Origin of the sequence: Bacillus sp. LJBS17 (assembly GCF_019334685.1) — a bacterium.
Classification (GTDB): domain Bacteria; phylum Bacillota; class Bacilli; order Bacillales; family Bacillaceae; genus Bacillus; species Bacillus subtilis.
The window spans coordinates 3,184,953-3,207,993 of the sequence record NZ_CP079759.1; the positions used below are offsets into that span (position 1 = coordinate 3,184,953).

Here is a 23,041-nt window from a genome sequence, read left to right on the forward strand (position 1 = left end):
CACAAATCCATGTTTTTTTATTTTCTTAATCAAACAAAGAATTTTCCAAAATATCAAGCTACACTAAAAATATCACAGATACAGGAGGAGACAGATATGATCATAGGGGTTCCTAAAGAGATAAAAAACAATGAAAACCGTGTCGCATTAACACCCGGGGGCGTTTCTCAGCTCATTTCAAACGGCCACCGGGTGCTGGTTGAAACAGGCGCGGGCCTTGGAAGCGGATTTGAAAATGAAGCCTATGAGTCAGCAGGAGCGGAAATCATTGCTGATCCGAAGCAGGTCTGGGACGCCGAAATGGTCATGAAGGTAAAAGAACCGCTGCCGGAAGAATATGTTTATTTCCGCAAAGGACTTGTGCTGTTTACGTACCTTCATTTAGCAGCTGAGCCTGAGCTTGCACAGGCCTTGAAGGATAAAGGAGTAACTGCCATCGCATATGAAACGGTCAGTGAAGGCCGGACATTGCCTCTTCTGACACCTATGTCTGAGGTTGCGGGCAGAATGGCGGCGCAAATCGGCGCTCAATTCTTAGAAAAGCCTAAAGGCGGAAAAGGCATTCTGCTTGCCGGGGTGCCGGGCGTTTCTCGCGGAAAAGTAACGATTATCGGAGGAGGCGTAGTCGGGACAAACGCGGCGAAAATGGCTGTCGGACTCGGTGCAGATGTGACGATCATTGACTTAAACGCAGACCGCTTGCGCCAGCTTGATGACATCTTCGGCCATCAGATTAAAACGTTAATTTCTAATCCGGTCAATATTGCTGATGCTGTGGCGGAAGCGGATCTCCTCATTTGCGCGGTATTAATTCCGGGTGCTAAAGCTCCGACTCTTGTCACTGAGGAAATGGTAAAACAAATGAAACCCGGTTCAGTCATTGTTGATGTAGCGATCGACCAAGGCGGCATCGTCGAAACTGTCGACCATATCACAACACATGATCAGCCAACATATGAAAAACACGGGGTTGTGCATTATGCTGTAGCGAACATGCCGGGCGCAGTCCCTCGTACATCAACAATCGCCCTGACTAACGTTACTGTTCCATACGCGCTGCAAATCGCGAACAAAGGGGCAGCAAAAGCGCTCACAGACAATGCGGCACTGAGAGCGGGTTTAAACACCGCTAACGGACACGTGACCTATGAAGCTGTAGCAAGAGATCTAGGCTATGAGTATATTCCTGCCGAGAAAGCTTTACAGGATGAATCATCTGTGGCGGGTGCTTAATTCACATTGAGCTTGCAGAAAGATTTCTGCAGGCTTTTTTATTTTTTAAAAGGAAAAAAGAGACCATTTCACGAATTATGACTATGAAGTTGATCATAAAGGAGGATTCATATGGCTGTTCAGCAATATGGCGTGTTAAAAGGCATAGTCTTAGACATGAAGCGGGAAACAGATGATGACAGTCCTCATTTCCAAGTCAAAATGCTCGGTGAAGAGAATACGTATTACAGGTGCGCCATCAATGTGATGTCCAGTTCTGAGGAATCTGAAGTATTGTATTTGGCTGACGATCAGTTTGATTCGGGCTCAATTACCATCCTTCCGAACATGCCGTATGGATATACAAGGATCAATGAAGCAAACCGTGAAGTGGCACTGGATTATGTGCGGGGCAATTTGTTTGACCCGCGGGAAATGAAGCCTTTGCCTCATGAAATCACAGGACCTGATAATGATTTAAATGATTTTATTGAAACCTATATGAAGAAAGCACAAGATGAGAAAGCGCCGGTTTATATATTCGGTTCAAAATTCGGCCCTGAACAGGCTGCAGATAAAATATTCGGCTTTACCCCGACTAACGGAATGCACAATATCCATATGAATCAAGGGAATGCAATGGATACGCGCTGGAAAAAAGACAACGGCTCTTGGCATGACGGGGGTATTCTGATTCAGTTTGCAGATCAGTGGGCCGCTGTGTTTTTAGCGTTTTTATCCCAATCTTGGTGTACCGATGAAAACGGAAACCCGGTCAGAGATTGTGATCATACCCAAACGTCTGCGTAAGATTAGAAAAAGAGACTGCGGCGAGCAGTCTCTTTTTGATACGATTACACATTTTCAACAGTCTTTAGGCTGTTTGGCCTCATATCGCTCCAATGCGATTGGATATAGTCCAAACAAGCTTCACGCCCTTTTTGCTCATGAACGACTGTCCAGCCGCTCGGCACATCTATAAAACCGGGCCATAGGGAATATTGGCCTTCTTCATTGATCAGCACCAAATACGTGCCATCCGCATTTTCAAAAGGATTAGCCATTCTATTTCTCCTCCCTTATTTATTCAACTCTTCCAGTTTGACAGCGAGAACCTTGCCGATTTGAGCCAGAGGTTCCGGCTGACATAAATCTTTATGACGGCAGTCGATGTCAATTTGTTCAATCTGTCCGTTAATATAAGGCTTCCACGAATCAGGTTCAATCGGATCAAACCATTCAGGAATGATTGTTGATCTGAAAAACAAAACATTTCCGCGGAAGGTTTTCGGCTTATAGGAGCCTAAAATGCCGACAGAATTGACATACGTATTCTTCAAATTTAAAATGACCGTTTCATCCAAGCTCGCAAGCGCACTGCCGTCACTGCGAAGAATCTCAATCGCTGCTTCAAAATCTAGCGGTTTGTCCCCTAAGCTGTCCGGATCGTACCCGCCTAACGCCAGAAGGGCAATAAGCGCTTCCTCATCATCCGGCGCCTCTTTTATAGGAAGGAAGTGGTTTGGATAGGCATCCAGCATCACCAATAGGGAAACTTCTTCTCCTTGATTTTGCAGCTGGGTCGCCATCGCTTGAACGACATTCCCGCCCAGAGACCAGCCTAGCAGATGGTACGGGCCTTTCGGCTGAACCGTTCGGATTTGTTTAATGTAATCGGCAGCCATGTCATCAAGTGTTTTCGGAAGCTCCTCGCGCTGCCCGATTCCCCGTGCCTGCAAGCCGTAGATCGGATAATCCGTTCCTATATTCGTCATCAAACCGGCATAGCACCAGCTGAGTCCCCCTGCTGGATGAACACAGAATAAAGGAGGCTTGTCTCCGCTTGTTCGGAGCGGCAGCAGAACGTCAAGAGCGCTTTGGCTTGATCCCATTTCAAGTCTTTCAGCGAGCCCGGCTACAGTAGGTGCTTCGAACAAGTTGCCGATGCTGAGTTCAACGCCGAGTGCTTCACGAATGCGGCTCATGAGCTGTACAGCAAGCAAGGAATGTCCGCCTAAATCAAAGAAACGGTCATCAATGCCGACACGCGGCAAGTGAAGCACCTCCATAAAGAGGTCACAGAGAATTTCTTCCTGCGGCGTTCTCGGTCCTCGTCCTGTCACTGCCGCTGCGAAATCCGGAGCGGGCAGCGCTTTACGATCAAGCTTTCCATTCGGTGTCAGCGGCAATTCTTTCATCGTCATAAAGGCAGCAGGCACCATGTAATCCGGCAGTCTCTCCGCAGCATATTTGCGCAGTTCCGCCGTATCAAATGTTTCTTCCGAAGGGATGACATAAGCTGCCAACCGTTTATCTCCCGGCTGATCCTCACGAACGATCACTGCCGCATCTTCAAGCTGCGGATGCTGAACAAGTGCAGCTTCAATTTCTCCCAATTCAATTCGGAATCCCCGAATTTTCACTTGATGGTCTGCACGGCCGACATAGTCGAGGGAACCGTCAGCGCGGAGGCGGGCCACATCCCCAGTGCGGTACATCCGGGTGCCTGGAGGACCGAACGGATCAGCTATGAAGCGTTCAGATGTTAAACCAGGCCGGCCTAGATAACCTCGTGCTAACCCCGCTCCTGATACATACAGCTCTCCGGCAACACCCGGCGGAACCGGCTGCAGGCGTTCATCCAGCACGTATACACCAAGATCGGGAATGCCGCAGCCGATCAAGCTGTTTGCCCGTAAAACTGCCATGCTTCGGTCTAATTCGATATAGCTCACATGCACCGTCGTTTCTGTAATCCCATACATATTGATAAGCTGCGGTCTATTTTCAGGGTGGCGGTTGTACCAATCCTCTAAACGGCTGAGTTCAAGCGCTTCTCCGCCAAAAATGACATAGCGCAGACTGAGTGCCTGTCCGAGATCCGGCTGTTCCCGTTCCGCCTGCATAAACTGATAGAAAGCAGACGGTGTCTGGTTCAGAACAGTCACCCCCTCTTTGACAAGCAGGCGCAAAAACGCTTCTGGCGATCTGCTGACGTGGTGAGGCACGATCACAAGACGTCCGCCATGCAGCAGAGGACCCCAGATCTCCCACACCGAAAAATCAAACGCATAGGAATGGAACATGGTCCAGATATCGTCTGAGCTGAAACGGAACCAGTGCTCAGTCGCTGCAAATAAACGTGTTACATTTTGGTGAGGAATCATTACACCTTTTGGAACACCTGTTGAGCCGGATGTATAAATGACATATGCCGTATTCAAAGGCGAAAGCGGCTGAGTCCTATCCTTATTTTTTGGATTACCTGCAGGGTACGTGTTTAGTTTCTCTGCCAGCTCGGGATCATCCAGCACGATTTTCGGCACGTTTTCAACTGGCGGAATGTGATTTGCAGCTTTAGTGTTCGTCATGATAAACGCAGGCTTTGCATCTTTTAGCATAAAAGCAATTCGATCAGCCGGATAATCCGGATCAAGAGGGAGATAAGCTGCCCCGGCCTTTAGCACCGCCAATAGGCCGACAGCCATTTCCAACGATCGGGGCAGTGCCAATGCCACAAATTGCTCCGGCCCGACACCTTCACTAATCAGCATTCGGGCAAGCCGGTTTGCTCTTTCATTCAGCTCTGCATAGTTCAGTGCCTGATTTTCATATACAACGGCAATGGCATCAGGACGTAAAGCAGCCTGCTTCTCAAATTGCTCTGGCAAACATGCGTGCGGAATCTTTTCAGATACACTTTGCCAATCAGTCACCATGCTGCTGCGTTCCTCTGATGCAAGAATATCCAGATTTCCGATTTGCTTGTCAGGATCAGACTCGGCAGCCTCCAACAGGCGCATCAATCGGTCAGCAAGAGCCTGAGCAGTTTCCCGCTTGAAAAGATCAGTGCTGTATTCAAGCAGTCCTTCCATCCCGTTTGGTGTCCCGTCAGCAAGGCGATCTTCACTGATTTCCAGCGTCAAATCAAACTTGGCAGAACCGACACTGTTGATTCGCAGGCTGCTCTCCATATCAGGAAGATGCAGTTCAGCGTCCGGTGTGTTTTGGAACGCAAGCATGATTTGGAATAAAGGATGCGTCGCACGCGAACGAGCCGGATTGAGCACCTCTACAAGTCTCTCAAACGGCAGATCCTGATTGTCATAGGCGGCCAGATTCACTTTCCGTACTCTGTCTAGAAGCTCACGAAAGCTTGGGTCACCGGACGTATCAGTTCTGAGCACCAATGTATTAATAAACAGCCCTACAAGATCGCCCAGCGCATCATCATTCCGTCCCGCGATCGGACTGCCGATCGGAATGTCGGTGCCCGCCCCGAGCCTTGTCAATAAAGCGGCGAGACCGGATTGAAGCACCATAAACAGGCTCACCCTATTTGTGCGAGCCAGCTCCTGCAATCGCTTGTGAAACTCGGGCTCAATACGAAAATGAATCGTATCTCCATCATGACTCGGCTCAGCCGGACGTGAATAATCGGTTGGCAGTTCAAGCTGATCAGGCAGTTTTTTCAAGGTTTCTTTCCAGAAAGCAAGCTGACCGGCAATCAAGCTGTTTGGATTATCCTCGTTTCCAAGCAGTTCTTGCTGCCAAAGCGCATAGTCTGCATACTGCACAGCAAGAGGCGCCCATTCGGGAGATCGTCCGTGGCAGCGAGCCGCATAAGCCGTCCCAAGGTCTCGGGTCAGCGGTGTTAAGGACCAGCCGTCCCCGACAATATGATGGACGAGAAGAAGCAGCACGTACTCGTCAGGACCGATCACAAAAAGCTCGGCACGAAAAGCAGGTTCAGCAGCAAGATCAAAGCTGTAGCGTACAGCTTCGGCAAGCCGATCAGAAAGCTCCTTCTCAGCAATTTCAGTAACATGTAACTCAGGATGGGCTTGATCGGCATCTAAAATATGCTGATAGGATGTCCCCTGTGATTCAGGGAAGATCGTCCGAAGGCTTTCATGACGGCAGACGAGGTCATAAAGTGCCGCTTTCAGCAATCCTTGATCCAACTCACCTGACAAACGGACAGCAACCGGAATATTATAAGTAGGACTCGGTCCTTCCAGACAATGCAGGAACCATAGCCGGCGCTGGGCAAATGATAGCGGGATCTTTTCAGGCCGCTCAGCTCTCTGCAAAGCGGGACGTGCACTCTGCGCCAAATCAAGATGGGCAGCGAGTCCGGCTACTGTCGGTTCGTCAAAGAGCTTGGCGATACCAAGTTCGGCTCCCATTACCTCGCGAATGCGGCTCATCAGACGGGCTGCAAGAAGAGAATGGCCCCCAAGCTCGAAGAAACTGTCATCGATACCGACGCGTGCCAAACCGAGAACCTCTGCAAACAAGTCACACAATATCTCTTCCTGAGGGGTCCGCGGGGCCCGATCACTGACAGATGTGCTGAAGTCTGGTGCCGGCAGTGCTTTCCGGTCAAGCTTGCCATTAGGTGTTAACGGCAGCTCGTCCATCTCCACAAACGCCGACGGTACCATATAATCAGGAAGACTAGCCTCCATATAACGACGAAGCTCTGCAGTATCAATAGCAGCATCAGCGACTACATAAGCCGCCAATCGTTTGTCTCCCGGCTGATCTTCCCGTACAACAACCGCGGCCTGTTCAATGTGCGGATGATTGGCAAGCACGGCATCAATTTCTCCAAGTTCAATTCGGAATCCGCGAATTTTGATTTGATGATCCGCCCGCCCGATATAATCCAAAGACCCATCGGCACGCCAGCGGGCCTGGTCTCCGGTCCGATACATCCTAGTTCCCGGCGGTCCGTATGGATCTGCAACGAAGCGCTCCGCCGTTAAATCAGGGCGATGGAAATAACCTCTGGCCAAGCCGGTGCCTGCAATATAAAGCTCTCCGACAACGCCCGGCGGCACCGGCTGCAATCCATTATCAAGCACATACACCTGCGTGTTCCAAATCGGTTTCCCAATCGGAGGAACGCCCTGCAACCCTTCTTCAAGAAAAGCTGCGGCAGACCAAATCGTTGTTTCAGTGGGACCGTATAAGTTCGTGACTGAACAATGAAGGTCTTGAAGCGCCTGCAAAAGACCGCTCGGCAGCGCCTCGCCTCCTACAAGCACTCTAAGCCCCCGAAGTTTCTCAGGTTCACTCGTTACCAAAGCGTGCCACAGTGTCGGTGTCGCCTGCATGATGTTAATATCGAAATTTTCAATCATTTGGGCTAATGCCTGCGGCTCACGGATCGTTTCTTTCTTTGCGATCACAATTTGCGCTCCGCTAATCAGCGGAAGATATAACTCCAATGCTGAAATATCAAAAGCGACAGTCGTCACAGCCAACAGCCTGTCTTCTTCTCCTAGAGAAAATGCCTCCTGCATGGACAGCAGAAAATTGCTTAAGCTTTTCTGTGTCACAACGACTCCCTTCGGTCTTCCTGTTGATCCTGAGGTATAGATGATATACGCGGGATGGTCAAGAGAAACCGATACATCCGGATTTTCCGGCGAATAGCGTTTTATAATCTCCTGTGTAACAGCCTGATCAAGCACAAGCTCCGGTACAGCCAGGTTATCAGGCAGACTGGCTGCTATTTCCTCAGTCGTTATGATGCATGAAGGTTTCGCATCCTCCAGCATGTAAGAAATGCGGTCGGCTGGAAACTCCGGATCAAGGGGGAGATACGCCGCACCAGTCTTGAGCACACCAAGCATTGAGGCCACCATCTCAGGGGAACGCGGCAGCGCCAAAGCGACAAATTGCTCCGGACCAATCCCTTTTTCGATCAACAGACGCGCGAGGCGGTTTGCCTCTTCATTGAGCTTTCGATAGTTGACTTGAATGTCATCACACATGAGAGCGATACGTTCTGGCGTAAGAACTGCCTGCTTTTCGAACATGTCCTGAAGGCTGACCAGCTTCTCGGATTTTGCCGTCTCATTCCATTTAGAAATGACTTTTTCTTTCTCCTCTGGCAACAGAAGCTCCATTTGCCCAATCAGCATGTCCTCTCCGGCAGAAGCCGTTTGCAGCAGCTGTAGGATACGCTGCTGATGAAGCTTAATATCAGACTCACTGTATACCTCGGGATTCGCATCAACATCAATTCGCAGCCCGCTGCCGTCTGTTCTGTCATATACATTGATTGATAGATCATCAACAGGACCGGCTGAAAGATTATGCGTTGTGCCCCGGGCGCCGGCAAAGTCGAGTCCGTAATCAAACGGCATAAGATTGATTTGAGGGCCAAATAATCTATGATTTTCTCCTATCAATTTCAGATCGCGCCGAAGCTCTTCATGGCGATACTTATGATGTCGCCGAATACTGCGGATTTCCCGGGAAATTTGCTGAATCAGTTCAGAAAAGCTCATCGAAGAGCTTACCGTCAGCCGGAGCGGGAGAAGGTTCATCACCATAGCCGGTACATTCAGTGACGCGGACCCTATCCGCCCCATCATGGGCAGGCCGAGCACAACATCCTCAGAGCCGGTCATACGGTGCACATAAACAGCTGACACCGCAATCATGACTTCATGCCAGCTTCCTGAGAAATAGCGCGCCGCTTCTTTTAACGCGTTTACATCAGACGGAGGCAGATATGCCATATGACGAAGAAAACTGTTAGATGTTCTTGGCGCCCGATCAGCCAAGCTCACAACTTCAGGTGCATCTGCAAAACGGTCCAGCCAGAATTGGCGATCCTTCTCATACTGCTCTGATCCGCGATAATCTGTATCCTCTTCCAAAATGGCCTGGAGAGACCCAAAGGAACGGCCTTTAGCTGTTTGTCCTTTTATAAGCGCAGTATATGTACTTGCCACACGTTGGGCTATCAGGGAAAAACCGAAGCCGTCGATCGCTATATGGTGAATGCGCTGATACCAAAAGAAACGATCAGGCCCGGCAATAAACAGAGCTTCATTGAACAAAGGGTCATACCCTAAATCAACCGGCTTTGCTAAATCAGCTTTCATCCAGTTTAATGCTGTTTTTTCCGGATCAGGCTCAGAGCTGACGTCAATGACGTGCAGCTGTATATCCGGAGACGGGTTTATCATCTGCCAAGGCCCGTCCATATTTTCACCGAAGCGGACATGCAGCGATTCCGCTTCCTTGATCACGTACCGCAAAGCTTCTTCAAAAAGAGCAATATTGATTGGTCCATTGATTTCTATATATTCCGCTGTATTGTAGATTGGATTGTCCGGATCAAGCTGCTGAGCAAACCATATGCCAGTTTGCGCCCCGGTCAAAGAATATTGAAGATCTTTTGTATCAGGCATCCGTTTGTTTACCCTCCTTTTATAAATAATCCGCGTTTGGCAGCACTTGCTGGCTGCGGGTTGTGAGCAATTTCTGCCATTCTTCGATCGTTGGGCGTTCAGCCAATTCCACGAAAGTCACCTCTGCCCCTTCACGGCGCCATTGTTCCACCAATGTCATGATCCTTACCGAATCAAGACCACGATCGAGCAAATCCTCTTGATCTGTGATGTCTTCCGGTGTTTCTTGTAGAAGCTCAGCAATTTGTTTACGGATATTCTCACATGTAAACACATTCTTTTTGCCAGTGTTTGCTGACGTTTTTTGAACGTCTGCCGGCGCATTCTGCAGCTGATCAAGAAGACTGTCAGTCATCACGGTAAACGCACAGCGTCCAGCCGCATAGTCCAGCGCCATTTGATGTTTTTCTAATGAAAAATCAGCAACTGCATCTCCCACAAAAAAGGCTTTAATATCCTCCATAAATGCTTCACATGCTGTAACAAGACAGCCGATATGGGCGTAAATTCCTGTAATGATCAGCTGATCGCGTCCCTCTTTGCGCATCATTTCAAGCAGATTCGTTCTCTTAAACGCGCTGTATCTCCATTTTGTCAGCACAAGATCATCATCCTCCGGTGCCAGCTCGGTTATAATTTTCTCCTCATAAGGACCGCTGTTTAATCCCGGGCCCCAAAAATCTGTCAGCAGCGCACGGTCATCCGGATTTTGGCTTCCCGGCTGTGCGGTATAGACAACAGGAATCCCAAGCTGAACACATTGATTCTTCAGCTTTCGTATATTCGCTGAAAGCTCTGTTACCGGAGACGCTCCTGCTGTGAAAGCATCGACAAAATAGTTTTGCATATCGTGAATTAACAAGACAGCCCGATTCGGATCAGGCACCCATGATACTTTGTTTTGCGGCATATCAGATGCTGTCGGCATTTGATACGGCTGAATGGCAGGTATAGCCATATGAACACTTCCTCTCAAATTGTTGATTTATTTTTTTGACCCTGCAAGAAGTTTCTCGGAAATGGCTTCACGAAGAGCCTTTTTGCTTACCTTTCCTACCCCTGTCTGCGGAAAGGATTCGACAAATTCAACTCGGTCAGGGATTTTATATGCCGCCAGTCCGCGCTCTCTCAAAAATGCTTTGATCTCTGCGGCTTTTGGGGCTTCATCCCGGGGAATAATGAACACACAAGATCTTTCGCCAAGAAATTGATCAGGCATGGAGACCATTGCCGCATCATGGACAGCCGGATGCGCCAGCAGATGATTTTCTACCTCTTCAGCCGCAACCTTTTCTCCTCCACGGTTAATTTGATCCTTCGCCCGGCCTTCAACGACAATATAGCCGTCTCGTGTCAGCCTGACGATATCACCCGTACGGTAAAAACCATCCTCAGTAAATGAAGCGGCATTATGCTCTTCCGCCTTATAGTAACCTCGAATTGTATATGGTCCCCGTGTCAGCAGATGTCCTGTTTCACCAGGTTTTACGTCGTGATCATGATCATCCCAAACACGCACTTCATCATATGGGGACATCGGTTTTCCTTGGGTGTTGACAATGATCTCCTCAGGATCATCCAATCTCGTATAATTGACGAGACCCTCTGCCATTCCGAACACCTGCTGCAGCGTGCAGCCGAAAACAGCTTTTACCCTGCGCGCGGCTTCAGCACTAAACTTGGCACCGCCGACCTGCAGCACTTGAAGGCTGGATAAATCATCACGGCGTGAGGATGCCGCATCCATCCATACCATCGCAAGAGGCGGAACAAGAGCGGTTATCGTGACCTTTTCCCGTTCAATTAAAGGAAATGCATCATCTGGACTTGGAGAAGGAGATAATACCACTCTTCCTCCAGCGTATAATACGCCGAGAACGCCGGGTGAGCTCAGCGGATAATTGTGTGCCATCGGCAGCGCGGCCAAGTACACCGTGCTGTGGTCGAGCCAGCAGACCTCCACACTCCGCTTCAGGCTGTATATGTAGTCATCGTGGGTCCTCGGAATCAGTTTCGATAGCCCGGTGCTCCCGCCAGAAAGCTGGAGGAACGCCACATCCGAAGATTTGACTTCAGGCAGTTTTACAGGTTCTGTATGCAAATCCTCCAGCGGCAAAAATTCCTCTGCCTCACCTGCGACAATGACGTGTTTCAAAGTCGGCAGCTTGCTTTGAACTTGTCTGGCAAGCGTACGGTAGTCAAAACCGGAATAAGCGTCGGGAATGATATATGCAGCCGCTTCAGCAAACTCGCAAAAATATGTAATTTCACTGCTTCGATGAGAAGGCAGTGCGAAGACTGGAAGCGCCCCCAGACGGAATAGCGCGAAAATAACTTCAAAAAACTCTTTGATATTTGGCAGCTGCACCACGACACGATCCATCTGTTGAATGCCGAGCTTCTGAAATCCGGCAGCCAAACGATCAACCCTTGTGTCAAGCTCTTGATAGCTCCAATGGGTGTTCCCGCATGTAATCGCAATGCGGTCGCCATATTTGGCTGCCCGGTCTCTTAACAAATCTCCAAACGTCTCGCCGGCCCAGCAGCCATTCTTTCGATAGGTCTCAGCTAACTCATCAGGCCAAGGAGTAAATCCTTTCAGCATGTTGCATCCCTCCAGCAATTCATTCTGTTCATATGTGATCCACGCCCATTGCCCGCAGCATTGTCCGAAACTTTGCGGACGTCTCCTGAAGCTCGTCCTCGGGCTTTGAACCGGCCACAACACCAGCTCCAGCATACAGGCGGAGTGAGCGTTCTTCTGCTTCTGCACAACGGATGGTCACGATCCATTCTCCGTCACCGGCATCGTCACACCATCCGACCATGCCGGTAAAGAAACCGCGGTCAAATGGTTCAATGCTGAGAATCGCTTCTCTTGCAAGATCAGTCGGTGTTCCGCAGACTGCTGGCGTCGGGTGGAGAGCCGCCGCCAATTCAAGTGCGGTTACAGACGGGTCGGAAAGCTCTCCCTTAATCACGCTGGACAGGTGCCACATCGTTTCCGTTTTGATCAGTGAAGGCTTCTCCGGAACCTCCAGCGTCCGGCAGAAAGGTCTCAGCGCTGCCGCAACCGCGTCAGCGACAACTGCGTGCTCATGAAGATCCTTTGCGGAAGAAAGCAATTCAGCTGCCCGGCGCTGGTCTTCAACAGGATCATTACTGCGCGGCCTTGAGCCGGCTAATGGGTTGGAAACGACCTGTGTTCCCATCCTTGAAACGAGAAGCTCCGGACTTGCTCCGAGCAATGTTCGGCGGGGAGACGTTTCCTCCTGACTGGACACGTCTGCGGCAAACGTGTAGCCATGCGAGTTATGCTGAGCCAGATGGCGAAGCAATTCATCCGTCTGAATCGGTTCAGGCGATGTCAAATGCAGCGATCTGGACAGGACGATTTTGCTGAGTGTTCCATCGGCAATGCGTGCCAGCCCTTGTTCAACACCATTTTTATAATCCTCAGGTTCAGGAACAGGCTTTATGTGGTATGTATGCCCAGCCTGCTGTTCCTTTTCCTCATGATCAAATTGAAGCGGTCCTGACCAGCGCACTTCTTCAGGTACAACGAGCCGCGTTGCTTTTACTTGATCAAAAGGAACGGCCCCGACAACAAGCGGCCGGCTTTGCCCTGATTGTTTTGCCTGACGTAACGCCTCTGCAATTCGGCCAGAAAGGGTTTCCATTTGGTTTTGCCCGTCTGCCTCCGGTACGATTTCACATATGCCTTTCGCTAACAGTACACGATGAGGAGACGCTAAGAAAAAGGCGCCCGGCTGATATTCATGAAGCAAATGCTCCGCTTTTGTTTCTGTTATAACGTTTTGATCCAACATTCTCATGAACCTCCTTTAAATTCAGTTAAACGCCTAAGGTCGCGCCGCCATCTACGCATAAATTATGCATCGTAATATGCCCTGCCTGGCCAGAAACCAAAAAGAGCACCGCATCCGCAATATCCGAAGGCTTGGCTAGTTTTTTGAGCGGGATCCCTGTTTTAAATGTCTCAAGTGATCCTTTTATGACTTGCTCCGCTCCATTCTCGTCGGCCCATAATGACCACTGCATGTCTGTTTCCGTTGATCCGGGAGATACAATGTTGCAGCGAATATTGTATTCTGCAAGCTCAAGGCCAAGGCATTTCGTAAACATCACAGCCGCAGCCTTTGAAGACCCATATGCCGCCATAGATGTTCTTGGCACACCGGCAGCATTCGATCCGACTGTTACAATCGAACCCGATCTTCGGTCCATCATATATTTGCTTACTGAACGCGAGGCGTTAAATACGCCAGTCGAATTCACTGAGAACGTCGCCTCCCATTCCTCATCGCTAAGCGAATGGATCAGTCCCGGGCGAAGGACACCCGCTACATTCACTAAAATATCAATCGGCCCCATTTCACGTTCGATGCGCGCCGTGATCTCGTCAATCGCCGCGCTGTCTCTCACATCCGCAGGAAAAGCTTCTGCATGGCGGCCTTCTGCTTTGAGGCTGCTCACAACCTTTTCCAGCTTTTCAGGATTATAATCAACTGCCGCAATATGTGCGCCTTGACTGGCAAGCGTCCGCGCAACAGCTTCGCCTATTCCTTGGGCAGCCCCTGTTATAAAAGCAATTTTTCCCTCTATACTCTTTGCATTCATATCATCAATTCCTTTCTTCGCTCTAAATGCCGAACAGACATCCAGCGAAAAAGACTGCTGCGCCTTGAAAAACGCAATCTATTGATAATGATTATCATTATCAATTATAAAAATAATCATATCCAAATGTCATGTGACAGTCAAATATAATTTCAGTGACAAATATTTTTTTAAAGGCAAGGCTGAGTATGTCTCAGCCCATTGAAAGATGCGGTCCGTCAGGGTGAAGCGCAAAACGCAGCGCCCGGCTGACCAAAACAGGAAGAACTGAAATATGTCCTTCTCCTGAAAACTCGCAAAATTCTGCCCGTATGCCTTGTTCAGATAAAACGGCCAGCCGCTCATAAAGCTCCCTTGCATTATCATTCATCCGGCTTTTATGATGCTGCTCTAATTCTCCTGCGGCAAGCAGGATATTGATAGGCTGATTGTTTTTCTTGGTGAGAGAGACGAAATGGTCCGTTTTCTCGAGAATAAACGGTTTATTCCAATGAATGGACGGACTTCCTGCGATATACGTTTGAAACGCATCGGGCTTTGTTAGCAGCACCTGCAGCACGAAAAGCCCTCCGAGCGAATGGCCAAAGATTGTTTGTCTTTTTTTATCAATCTGGTAATCTCGTTCTATCTCCGGTTTTAAATCCTCTTCAATAAATCTGAAAAAGCCCTCCGCTCCGCCATGCTCCGGCCATTCTCTGCCGTCGGGCCTTTCCGGCAGCTTCGATTGGGCTGTTGGCATTGTAAAATCCCGGTGGCGTGCTGAGGAGAACGGCTCCGCTGTCTCATAGCCAATGCCGACGATCACTGCAGGGATCACCCCGGTTTTTTCGGGTCGGCGTCCCTGTATTCGAACGGCTTCCGTCATCGTTCCGAAGACAGAATTGGCATCCAGCAGATAAATCACAGGATAACCAGCGGGTGGCGGCGGCGTACTAGGTTTCGAGATAAAAATGTGATAGGTACGGTTTTCATTGCGTGAAGACATCATACGCACTTCCGTACCAGGAATCGTAAATGCGTTTGATGTCCCGCCATTTGTCCGGTCTGTTGTTTGCTCTTTCATGCAGTACGACATTCCTCTCCTTAAACTAAACCGCAATGTATGATAATGATTTTCACTATCAACTAGACACCTCAAATAATAGGTTTTCTTCCAAAGAAAGTCAACTTTTTCCCGAATAAAAAAGGCACCTTGATCAAATAAGGTACCTGCAGACTATCAATATGGAAGTAAAAACCCAATAAAAATGCGGATTGTCCTATTTGAAATAGAACCTTAATCCCATGTAAACCTTTGATTTTGCCAAGGATCGCCTCTCATGTGATAGCCATTCCGCTCCCAAAAGCCAGGATGATTTTCTTTCGTAAATTGGATGCCGCGCAGCCACTTGGCGCTTTTCCAAAAATATAGATGCGGAAATACACCCCGCAGCGGAAAGCCGTGTTCAGGGGTTAAAGGTTCGCCATTATGCGCATAAGCCAGAAGGGAAGTTTCCGCTAAGAAATCATCAAGCGGCAGATTGGTCGTCCAGCCCTCTTCAGCATGTAAAATGACGTAGCCCGCTTCTTCTTTTACACCCGCTTTTTCCGCTATATCACAAGCCCGCACGCCTTGCCACACATTATCAAGCCTTGACCATCCCGTGACACAATGAATGTCATTTTTCGATTCATACCGTGGAAAGGCTTTGACATCTTCAAAGCTTAGCAGCATCGGATGGTCAACCAAACCGTACACTTGAAGATTCCATTTCGTCATATCTTCGTAATATGGGACATCTCCGGTATGAAGCACAGGAAATGAAGTGGTGACGTTTTGATTTGGCGGCACTCTTCCAGATTGATCGGACTGTTTTGTTTTTCCGAAATACATATGGGCCTCCTTTTTTGTTAACCTAATTTAAAATCATGTTGACAATCTTTTTGTTCTTTATTACTCTATGATTGTGTATGTCAACCTAAGGGGGAACAACGATGAAACAACATAAACTTCGTGCGGGAGATATGGCGCTGATTGGCATGTTCGCCGCACTTATGGCTGTCGGGGCCAACATTACATCAGTAGCACCCTTTTTACAAGTAGCCGGCATTCCGCTTTCGATGCAGCCGTTTTTCTGTCTCTTGGCAGCTTTGCTTCTTGGCAGCAAACGGGCAGCGATTGCCATGATTGTATATGCACTTGTGGGATTGGCCGGAGCGCCTGTGTTTGCTCAATTTTCAGCAGGCTTCGCACCGTTTGCAGGGAAAAGCGGCGGGTTTATTATCTCATACATCCCGGCAGCATTTGCAGCGGGGTGGTTTTTAGAACGAAACATTCAGCCAAGTAAAATTCGATTTCTCATTGCTTCACTTATCGGAACGGCGATCATGTATCTCATCGGCACTACCTATATGTATCTTGCACTGAAGCTGTGGATTCATACGCCAGTGAGCTACGGCACGGCTTGGGGCTTTATGATTTGGTTTATGGTAAAAGATACAGCGCTGGCTGTGATACTGTCGTTTATCGCACCAGCAATCTACCGCTCTATTCATAAAGCAACCGGCTTTAACAGAAATCACATATCATCTACGTAAACGTTTTTTTATCATAACGAGAAAAGGCTCCCCAGTAAAGGGGAGCCTTTTTCCTATAAAACAAGCGCTGCAATCCAGCCAAAGATGACAAGCGGAATATTATAAAATATAAATGTCGGCACACAAGTATCCCAAATGTGGTGATGCTGGCCGTCCGCACTCAAACCTGAAGTCGGTCCAAGCGTACTGTCACTGGCAGGTGAACCGGCATCGCCAAGCGCAGCAGCAGCCCCGATAATCGCAATCGTTGCCATCGGGCTGAATCCTAGCTGCATGCATAGAGGCACAAAGATGGTTGTGATAACAGGAATCGTCGCAAAAGAAGATCCGATTCCCATTGTAATTAATAAGCCGACAATGAGCATCAGCAATGCGCCCAAGGACTGACTGTGTCCGATAAAACCGGCTGACGTTTTGACCAGTGACTCGACATCTCCGGTTTTCGTTAATACGTTTGAAAAACCGGCTGCAACAAGCATGACAAAGCCGATAAAGGCCATTAAAACCATTCCATCAGTAATCAGTGAGTCCGCTTCATCACGCTTCATCACACCGCTGACAAACAGAACAATCAGACCAGCGAGCGCCCCCATAATCATTCCTTCCACTCCCAAAGTCTGAGATAAGTAAAGCTGGACGCCGAGTGACACAACAATGGCTAGAACCGCGATACCAATACTTTTTCTCGTATATGGCGATGCTTCTGCACCTGAAATGTCTTTTGTTTCATATTGTTTCGGTTTACGGTATACGATCACTGATAAAATAAGGCCGACAACCATACCTGCAACTGGAATAATCAGTGCGTACGGAATGTCAGCAAGCGGAACGTTTAACCCGGCATCCGCCATATTGTCCTTCAGCATGCCTTGGAAGATTTGGCCGAAACCGACCGGAAGCAAAATATAAGGAGCCGTTAAGCCAAATGTAATTACACACGCGATCAGACGGCGGTCCATTTCAAGTTCATTAAAGATTTTCAAAAGCGGCGGAATCAGCACCGGGATAAACGCGATGTGAACCGGAACGACGTTTTGCGAAAAACAAGATACAATTAAAATAATCAGCACAATCAGCACCTTAGACAGTGCTTTTTTTCGAGAATCTTCTTTATTTCCGATTAATTTAACGGAGGCTTCCACCATTGCGTCCGGAAGACCTGTTTTCGTCAAAGCGGCGGCAAACGCGCCAAGCATGGCATAGCTGACTGCAACGGTGGCATTTCCGCCGAGACCGTCTGTGAAAGCTTTAACCGTTTCGCCAAGACCGAGCCCGCCTGTTAACCCGCCGGCCAAGGCGCCTATAATTAATGCGATAACAATATTGACACGCAGCAGGCTTAATACAAGCATAAGCAGGACTGCGATGACGACTGCATTCATGATGATACCCCTCCAAAAATCCTTTAGTTTGCTAATGTAGTAGATAAATAAAGTACGAACGTATCGTATCATAACCGATCCACTTTAGTCAACTAAAGATTCCAGAAGAAAAAAATCCCTGCCGCATCATACAGCAGGGATTTTTCATTACTCGTTTTTATCTTCTTCCAATGTAAATCGCTCCGCAAGTGTAGCCAGTGTTCTTACCATAACGCCAGTAGCCCCGGCCGGCCCGAAGCAGGTTGCTTTATTGGCAGTCGCTGTGCCTGCAATATCAAGGTGAACCCAAGGTGTTGACTCAGCGAATTCACCAAGAAACGTTCCTGCCATAATCGCATGTCCCTCGCGTCCCGGTGAATTGTTAAGATCCGCCATTTGGCTGCTTTTCACGCGTTTTTTATCCTTCTCTGTTATCGGCAGCTGCCAGATTGCCTCACCGCACTCTTGTGCAGCATCAGCTACCTGCTGGTAAAAGCTTTGATCATTTGTCATTGCACCGGTTGTTTCTGTTCCTAATGCCACAACGACGCCGCCGGTAAGCGTAGCTACATCGACAAGAACTGACGCGCCATGCTGTTTCGCGTATGTAATGCCATCTGCAAGCACTAGCCTTCCTTCAGCATCCGTATTAAGGATTTCTATTGTTTTTCCGCTTAAAGATACGATCACGTCATCCGGCTTCATGGCCCCGCCGGAAATCATATTATCGGTTGATGGAATAACGCACAGCACGTTTTGCTCAGGACGAAGCTCTCCGATCGTTTCCATAGCACCGAGAACCGCAGCTGCTCCTCCCATATCTGATTTCATGCCGACAATTCCAGATTTCGTTTTAATGGAGTAGCCGCCTGTGTCAAAGGTAATTCCTTTCCCGACTAGTCCGACGACGTCCTCCCATTCCTTTTTGCCCTGATATTTCAACACAATCATTTTCGGCGGTTCGGTGGAGCCTTGGTTTACCGCAAGTATTCCGCCCATACCGAGCTCTTCCATCTCTGATTTCTCCAATATCTCACACTCAAAATCATATTTCGCCGCAAGCTCTTCAGCATACGAAGCGAGGTCAGTCGCTGTCAGCATGTTTCCCGGCATATTCACAAGCGTTCTAGCCGAATTTGTCCCTTGTCCGTATGCCTGGCCGACGCGAAGCCCGGCCTGCACTTCCTGTGTATCTTCATCTGTTACAACATACACGGCTTCAATTTGTTTGTCAGGCTCATTTGATTTGTGCTTATAATCCTGCACCTCATAGGAAGCAAGCAGGCAGCTCTCAGCTAAAGCATGCGCGGCATCGGCTGGAGGCACGTCTTCCGAAATAAACGTATCAAGCAGAACAGCAGTTTCTTGTTTTCGATCTTTATGAATGGCTTGAAAAACATGAGCAAAACATTCCTTCGCCTGTTCAAACGAATAATTTGCTTCTCTCCCCAGACCAACGAAATAAATCCGTTTCATACCCGCAGAAGATGGAGGGAATACTTTTGATACTTGATTCGGTTTCGCAGAGACATCACCCTCTTTTAAAAGCTGTGTCAGATGGCCTTCGAGCATTTCATCAATTTCCAACGCTTTTCCTGTCAGCTGGCTTTTTTGAAAAAGCCCGACCACAAGGGTTTCTGTATGCTCTGATTGTTGAACCGCATAAAACATGAGGCTTACACTCCTAACGTAATGGGTATTTGTAATGAACAATGGTATAATAGGAAAAACATTCTTTCCACTATACTTATTTTAACAAACAACAGTCTAAGACTTGCTTTTTTCTTTTGAAACACGAAGGATTTTTCAAATAGAAAGGATGTCGCCGATGGAACTTTTAACGAATTTTCCTTTATTATCAAGCCTGGCCGCAATTATTTTTGCTCAGGTCATCAAAGTGCCCATACAGTTTATCGTGTCCAGAAAACTGGACTGGTCGCTGGTCACAAGCACAGGCGGCATGCCCAGCTCTCACTCCGCAGCGGTCACTGCACTTTCAACAGGCGTAGCCTTGGAGCATGGATTAGACTCCTCACTCTTTGCGGTTTCCGCCATTTTCGCCGTCATAACCATGTTTGACGCAACTGGCGTCAGACGTCATGCCGGTGAGCAGGCAACAGTCATTAATAAGCTTGTCATTGATTTTAACCGTTTCGTAAATGAAGCGAAGGACTTCCCTAAGGCTGCAGAGAAAGAAAAGCAAAAAAAGCTGAAAGAGCTTCTCGGACATCAGCCGATCGAAGTCTTTTTCGGAGGACTAACAGGTATTTTACTGACATTGGTACTCGCTTACTTTTTCATGTAAAAAAACGCTCCTGCTTTCGCTGGAGCGTTTTATTCTTTCACAGTTTTATATTGATTTCTGAACACTTGCAAAGATTTTGTTTCATTGAGCTTCTCAAGCTCATCCTCGGTAATTTTTCCCGTTCCCTTTTTAATCACATAAACATCAAGGGTTTTTTTGCCCCATTCATTGTATACATCTTTGACTGTCTCATAGTACAGATCAAGGCGGTTTCCCTTAATAGCTGATCCTGTGTCGGCCACAACTCCGAGACCGTAGTTCGGAATGAATAAAATTGTTCCGATCGGGAAAACGGACGGGTCAGCAGCAACCGTGGAATATAAATCCCGTTTCACTTTCACACCTGAATATGTAAGCCCGTATAATGGATCACCGGGATTTTTGCCCGTCGACTCAGCTCCTGCTGTGTAGCCTGTTGCTGTTACTCTTTGGACTGGATATTCATCCCAATCAAATGCCTCTTCTAACGGTTTTGTTTTATCCTCAGCCGCGGACGTGGTTTGTGTTTGTTTCTGCTGCAATGCTTTTAATGTCAGTCCTGCATGCTTCAAGTGCTTTTCCTGATGTTCCTGCACCCATTTTGACAAGTCCTTCGCTTCAATTCCTGACACTGATAAAAATGTCGTGCCAAATGCAAGCAGAAATAAACAGGTCATCAGCAAACGTCTGATCATATTCAACATCATTCACCTCTCCTCCGAATCATTGTTCCCAAGTGGAGAGAGCATTATTCAAAATGGTGAATGAGCTGAACGCATAAAAAAAGCTTTCTTTAGAAGAAAGCGGCATTTAAAACATTTGATATCCTCTTTTTCTGAGCATGTTGATCGTTATACCGGACACGATGGCGCCGGCCAAACCGCTGACTAAAATCAGCACATCGGCAGCCGCTAATGATAAGACACGATGAAACAGGCTGGCAAAGGATTCTCCCGGCGACTGGACATAGCTGATCAGCTTTTCTTTGCTGATAATGAAAAGGCATACAATCGGATAAATCACAGCCATAATCCAAGACATTCTCAGCAGCATGTTTAATAAGAAACCGATTCCAAAAAACAAGACAAAAAACAAAACAATTGAGATGATTACGACTGGCAGACTAATCAACCTATTCCACCCCCCTGCGTTGTTTTTAGTGTAACGCGGGGGTGGAAATAAAGTCAACGGCTGGAAAAAGAATGACTGTCTTTTCCTGTCCCCTGGCAAGACGGACAAGTCTCTGAACCGCCGAGAATCAATTGAAAATATCCTTTTCCTGAACAAAATGGGCATGCATGTGAAGCGGTTGTCGTTGCAGTTTTCATCTAATCATCACCCTTTTTCTTAATTTTCTGATAATATACCATATCAAGCTGTCAACAATAAAGTCAGATCATGTGACAAATCTTTTGATGTAAGCGGAAACATACTTATTTTCCTCTCGTTCTCTTTTTATTTTGGCGTTTTTTAATAAAGAAAACCCGCTTCCGCGGGTTTTTAGAAAAACTTGAACTTGCCTTTTTTCAATGTCAGTCCGAGTCCGCCAATCATAAACAGTGAGCGGTTATCAATGACTTTTTTCATAAACGAAGCGGGCGTGCCTTTCAGCTTTCTGCCATAAACAACCCCAACCGCGTTATGCTCGCCAAGAGAAGCCACTGTTCCCTTAATGTCCGGCTTGAATTCCTCAAGCTCTCCGCCTTTAATAAGCCTGCCAAGGTTTTTAGCGACCGTTATGCCCTGCTGCATTGCAATTTGCGCAGTCGGCGGATACGGGCGCTCTGTATCTTCATTCATAAACAGCGAGCTGTCGCCGAGAATAAAGACATTGTCATGTCCCGGGGCGCGGAGATCAGGGTTGACTTTGACTCGGCCGCGCATATTCTCAAAACCGGCTTCCTCCACAATCGGATGACCGCGGACACCTGCCGCCCATACAACGGTTTGCGATTTGATCTGCTCTGGTTCCTCATCTTTTTTGCCGACTCTGACTCCTTCCGGTGTACATTCTTGTACAGCCGTGCCGATCTTGAACTCAACTCCGTTTTCCTCAAGATAATGTACGGCATAGTCAACAAGTTCCGGATCAAAGCCCGGCAAAACGGTCGGCGCTGCTTCCACACAAATGATGCGGACAAGGCTTCTGTCAACGTCATATTCCTTACAGAGCTCCGGCACGCGAGCAGCCAGTTCGCCAAGAAATTCAATTCCCGTAAATCCGGCACCGCCAACAACGATCGTTAACCTGTCCGGCCGTTTTTCCGCTTCCGTATTGTAAGTCGCAAACTGCAGCTCAATATGTTCCCGCAGCAGGCGCGACGTGTTGATGTTGGCAATCGGAAACGCATATTCTTTTAAGCCTTTAATGCCGAACGTTTCAGGCACGGCGCCGAGCCCGATGACTAAATAATCGTACTGCAGTTCTCCATTCGCAAGCACAACTTTTTTCTCATCAATTTTGATTGCCTTTACGGTATCCTGTACAAAATTCACCCGTGACTGGTTGATTACATCTTTTATCTGATAACGGCAGCGGTCATGATGGAGCGTACCCGCGCTCGCTTCATGCATCCATGTCGTTTCATAATGATAATTGTGTTTATTTACAAGCGTAATGTCAGCATCATTCGGCCCGACATACTTCGTCAGCCTTGTCACCGTCATCAATCCGCCATATCCTGCACCTAAAATCACGATTTTGGGCTTATTCAATGCCATCACATCCACCTTCTCTTTTTTTGCTTTTG

The 23,041-nt window shown here is 48.0% G+C and carries 18 protein-coding genes; 4 read left to right on the forward strand and 14 right to left on the reverse strand.

Translation table 11 applies throughout. The features are described from left to right. Nucleotides 1-96 precede the first annotated feature (96 nt). Both ald and KXZ66_RS16500 read left to right on the forward strand, forming a co-directional pair. Nucleotides 97-1,233 (forward strand): alanine dehydrogenase, encoded by a 1,137-nt coding sequence (ald, locus tag KXZ66_RS16495; protein WP_041352154.1) that lies wholly within the window; start codon nucleotides 97-99, stop codon nucleotides 1,231-1,233. 111 nt (nucleotides 1,234-1,344) lie between these two features. Further along, entirely contained in the window at nucleotides 1,345-2,022 is a 678-nt protein-coding gene (locus tag KXZ66_RS16500; RefSeq protein ID WP_003228755.1) for a YukJ family protein, read from the forward strand. Nucleotides 2,023-2,066: 44 nt separating this feature from the next. Here KXZ66_RS16500 and KXZ66_RS16505 read toward each other — a convergent pair whose 3' ends face one another. From KXZ66_RS16505 to KXZ66_RS16540, 8 genes are all read right to left on the reverse strand, one after another. After that, nucleotides 2,067-2,276 (reverse strand): MbtH family protein, encoded by a 210-nt coding sequence (locus KXZ66_RS16505; protein WP_003228753.1) that lies wholly within the window; start codon nucleotides 2,274-2,276, stop codon nucleotides 2,067-2,069. 15 nt (nucleotides 2,277-2,291) lie between these two features. Then, nucleotides 2,292-9,428, reverse strand: a complete 7,137-nt coding sequence (dhbF, locus tag KXZ66_RS16510; RefSeq protein ID WP_219144616.1) for a non-ribosomal peptide synthetase DhbF — start codon at nucleotides 9,426-9,428, stop codon at nucleotides 2,292-2,294. Between the two features lie 19 nt (nucleotides 9,429-9,447). After that, nucleotides 9,448-10,386 (reverse strand): isochorismatase, encoded by a 939-nt coding sequence (locus KXZ66_RS16515; RefSeq protein WP_029318480.1) that lies wholly within the window; start codon nucleotides 10,384-10,386, stop codon nucleotides 9,448-9,450. A gap of 27 nt (nucleotides 10,387-10,413) precedes the next feature. Further along, complete coding sequence (locus KXZ66_RS16520; RefSeq protein ID WP_151870073.1) at nucleotides 10,414-12,033, reverse strand: (2,3-dihydroxybenzoyl)adenylate synthase; 1,620 nt, start codon at nucleotides 12,031-12,033, stop codon at nucleotides 10,414-10,416. A gap of 28 nt (nucleotides 12,034-12,061) precedes the next feature. Continuing rightward, nucleotides 12,062-13,258: an isochorismate synthase DhbC gene (gene dhbC, locus KXZ66_RS16525; protein ID WP_072173667.1), complete on the reverse strand. Its 1,197-nt coding sequence runs from the start codon at nucleotides 13,256-13,258 to the stop codon at nucleotides 12,062-12,064. Nucleotides 13,259-13,283: 25 nt separating this feature from the next. Next, nucleotides 13,284-14,069 (reverse strand): 2,3-dihydro-2,3-dihydroxybenzoate dehydrogenase, encoded by a 786-nt coding sequence (locus tag KXZ66_RS16530; protein ID WP_151870072.1) that lies wholly within the window; start codon nucleotides 14,067-14,069, stop codon nucleotides 13,284-13,286. Nucleotides 14,070-14,262: 193 nt separating this feature from the next. Next, entirely contained in the window at nucleotides 14,263-15,132 is an 870-nt protein-coding gene (gene besA, locus KXZ66_RS16535) for a ferri-bacillibactin esterase BesA (RefSeq protein ID WP_015714637.1), read from the reverse strand. 213 nt (nucleotides 15,133-15,345) lie between these two features. Beyond that, complete coding sequence (locus KXZ66_RS16540; protein ID WP_046160805.1) at nucleotides 15,346-15,942, reverse strand: sulfite oxidase-like oxidoreductase; 597 nt, start codon at nucleotides 15,940-15,942, stop codon at nucleotides 15,346-15,348. Between the two features lie 101 nt (nucleotides 15,943-16,043). On the opposite strand from KXZ66_RS16540, the gene KXZ66_RS16545 reads away from it, so the two are divergent. After that, nucleotides 16,044-16,646, forward strand: a complete 603-nt coding sequence (locus KXZ66_RS16545) for a biotin transporter BioY (protein WP_021480519.1) — start codon at nucleotides 16,044-16,046, stop codon at nucleotides 16,644-16,646. A 53-nt stretch (nucleotides 16,647-16,699) separates the two neighbouring features. On the opposite strand, the gene KXZ66_RS16550 is transcribed toward KXZ66_RS16545, so the two are convergent. Continuing rightward, a complete protein-coding gene (locus KXZ66_RS16550) occupies nucleotides 16,700-18,028 on the reverse strand; it encodes a Na+/H+ antiporter family protein (protein WP_003228736.1) in 1,329 nt (442 codons plus the stop codon). A gap of 147 nt (nucleotides 18,029-18,175) precedes the next feature. After that, nucleotides 18,176-19,678 carry a leucyl aminopeptidase gene (locus tag KXZ66_RS16555; RefSeq protein WP_032726803.1) on the reverse strand — a complete coding sequence of 501 codons (1,503 nt, stop codon included), beginning with the start codon at nucleotides 19,676-19,678 and terminating at the stop codon, nucleotides 18,176-18,178. Between the two features lie 157 nt (nucleotides 19,679-19,835). Here KXZ66_RS16555 and KXZ66_RS16560 point away from each other — a divergent pair, with 157 nt between their 5' ends. After that, nucleotides 19,836-20,312, forward strand: a complete 477-nt coding sequence (locus KXZ66_RS16560) for a divergent PAP2 family protein (protein ID WP_003244337.1) — start codon at nucleotides 19,836-19,838, stop codon at nucleotides 20,310-20,312. A gap of 29 nt (nucleotides 20,313-20,341) precedes the next feature. Here the strand turns inward: KXZ66_RS16560 and spsC are convergent, their stop codons facing one another. From spsC to KXZ66_RS16580, 4 genes are all read right to left on the reverse strand, one after another. Beyond that, a complete protein-coding gene (spsC, locus tag KXZ66_RS16565; RefSeq protein ID WP_080286255.1) occupies nucleotides 20,342-20,998 on the reverse strand; it encodes a stationary phase survival protein SpsC in 657 nt (218 codons plus the stop codon). 103 nt (nucleotides 20,999-21,101) lie between these two features. Beyond that, a complete protein-coding gene (locus KXZ66_RS16570; protein WP_032726805.1) occupies nucleotides 21,102-21,422 on the reverse strand; it encodes a YuiB family protein in 321 nt (106 codons plus the stop codon). A gap of 53 nt (nucleotides 21,423-21,475) precedes the next feature. After that, on the reverse strand, nucleotides 21,476-21,619 hold the full coding sequence (locus tag KXZ66_RS16575) for a YuiA family protein (RefSeq protein ID WP_003243733.1): 144 nt from the start codon (nucleotides 21,617-21,619) through the stop codon (nucleotides 21,476-21,478). Between the two features lie 172 nt (nucleotides 21,620-21,791). After that, nucleotides 21,792-23,012, reverse strand: coding sequence for an NAD(P)/FAD-dependent oxidoreductase (locus KXZ66_RS16580; protein ID WP_010886605.1), 1,221 nt, complete (start codon nucleotides 23,010-23,012; stop codon nucleotides 21,792-21,794). Nucleotides 23,013-23,041: the final 29 nt, after the last annotated feature.

What these genes read in the sequence shown, in the direction of transcription:
- ald (WP_041352154.1), top strand. Translation starts at nt 97, where the DNA reads ATGATCATAGGGGTTCCTAAAGAGATAAAAAACAATGAAAACCGTGTC.
- dhbF (WP_219144616.1), bottom strand. Translation starts at nt 9,428, where the DNA reads ATGCCTGATACAAAAGATCTTCAATATTCTTTGACCGGGGCGCAAACT.
- KXZ66_RS16520 (WP_151870073.1), bottom strand. Translation starts at nt 12,033, where the DNA reads ATGCTGAAAGGATTTACTCCTTGGCCTGATGAGTTAGCTGAGACCTAT.
- spsC (WP_080286255.1), bottom strand. Translation starts at nt 20,998, where the DNA reads ATGATGTTGAATATGATCAGACGTTTGCTGATGACCTGTTTATTTCTG.
- besA (WP_015714637.1), bottom strand. Translation starts at nt 15,132, where the DNA reads ATGAAAGAGCAAACAACAGACCGGACAAATGGCGGGACATCAAACGCA.
- KXZ66_RS16555 (WP_032726803.1), bottom strand. Translation starts at nt 19,678, where the DNA reads ATGTTTTATGCGGTTCAACAATCAGAGCATACAGAAACCCTTGTGGTC.
- KXZ66_RS16575 (WP_003243733.1), bottom strand. Translation starts at nt 21,619, where the DNA reads ATGAAAACTGCAACGACAACCGCTTCACATGCATGCCCATTTTGTTCA.
- dhbC (WP_072173667.1), bottom strand. Translation starts at nt 13,258, where the DNA reads ATGTTGGATCAAAACGTTATAACAGAAACAAAAGCGGAGCATTTGCTT.
- KXZ66_RS16580 (WP_010886605.1), bottom strand. Translation starts at nt 23,012, where the DNA reads ATGGCATTGAATAAGCCCAAAATCGTGATTTTAGGTGCAGGATATGGC.
- KXZ66_RS16550 (WP_003228736.1), bottom strand. Translation starts at nt 18,028, where the DNA reads ATGAATGCAGTCGTCATCGCAGTCCTGCTTATGCTTGTATTAAGCCTG.
- KXZ66_RS16540 (WP_046160805.1), bottom strand. Translation starts at nt 15,942, where the DNA reads ATGTATTTCGGAAAAACAAAACAGTCCGATCAATCTGGAAGAGTGCCG.
- KXZ66_RS16515 (WP_029318480.1), bottom strand. Translation starts at nt 10,386, where the DNA reads ATGGCTATACCTGCCATTCAGCCGTATCAAATGCCGACAGCATCTGAT.
- KXZ66_RS16545 (WP_021480519.1), top strand. Translation starts at nt 16,044, where the DNA reads ATGAAACAACATAAACTTCGTGCGGGAGATATGGCGCTGATTGGCATG.
- KXZ66_RS16560 (WP_003244337.1), top strand. Translation starts at nt 19,836, where the DNA reads ATGGAACTTTTAACGAATTTTCCTTTATTATCAAGCCTGGCCGCAATT.
- KXZ66_RS16530 (WP_151870072.1), bottom strand. Translation starts at nt 14,069, where the DNA reads ATGAATGCAAAGAGTATAGAGGGAAAAATTGCTTTTATAACAGGGGCT.
- KXZ66_RS16505 (WP_003228753.1), bottom strand. Translation starts at nt 2,276, where the DNA reads ATGGCTAATCCTTTTGAAAATGCGGATGGCACGTATTTGGTGCTGATC.
- KXZ66_RS16500 (WP_003228755.1), top strand. Translation starts at nt 1,345, where the DNA reads ATGGCTGTTCAGCAATATGGCGTGTTAAAAGGCATAGTCTTAGACATG.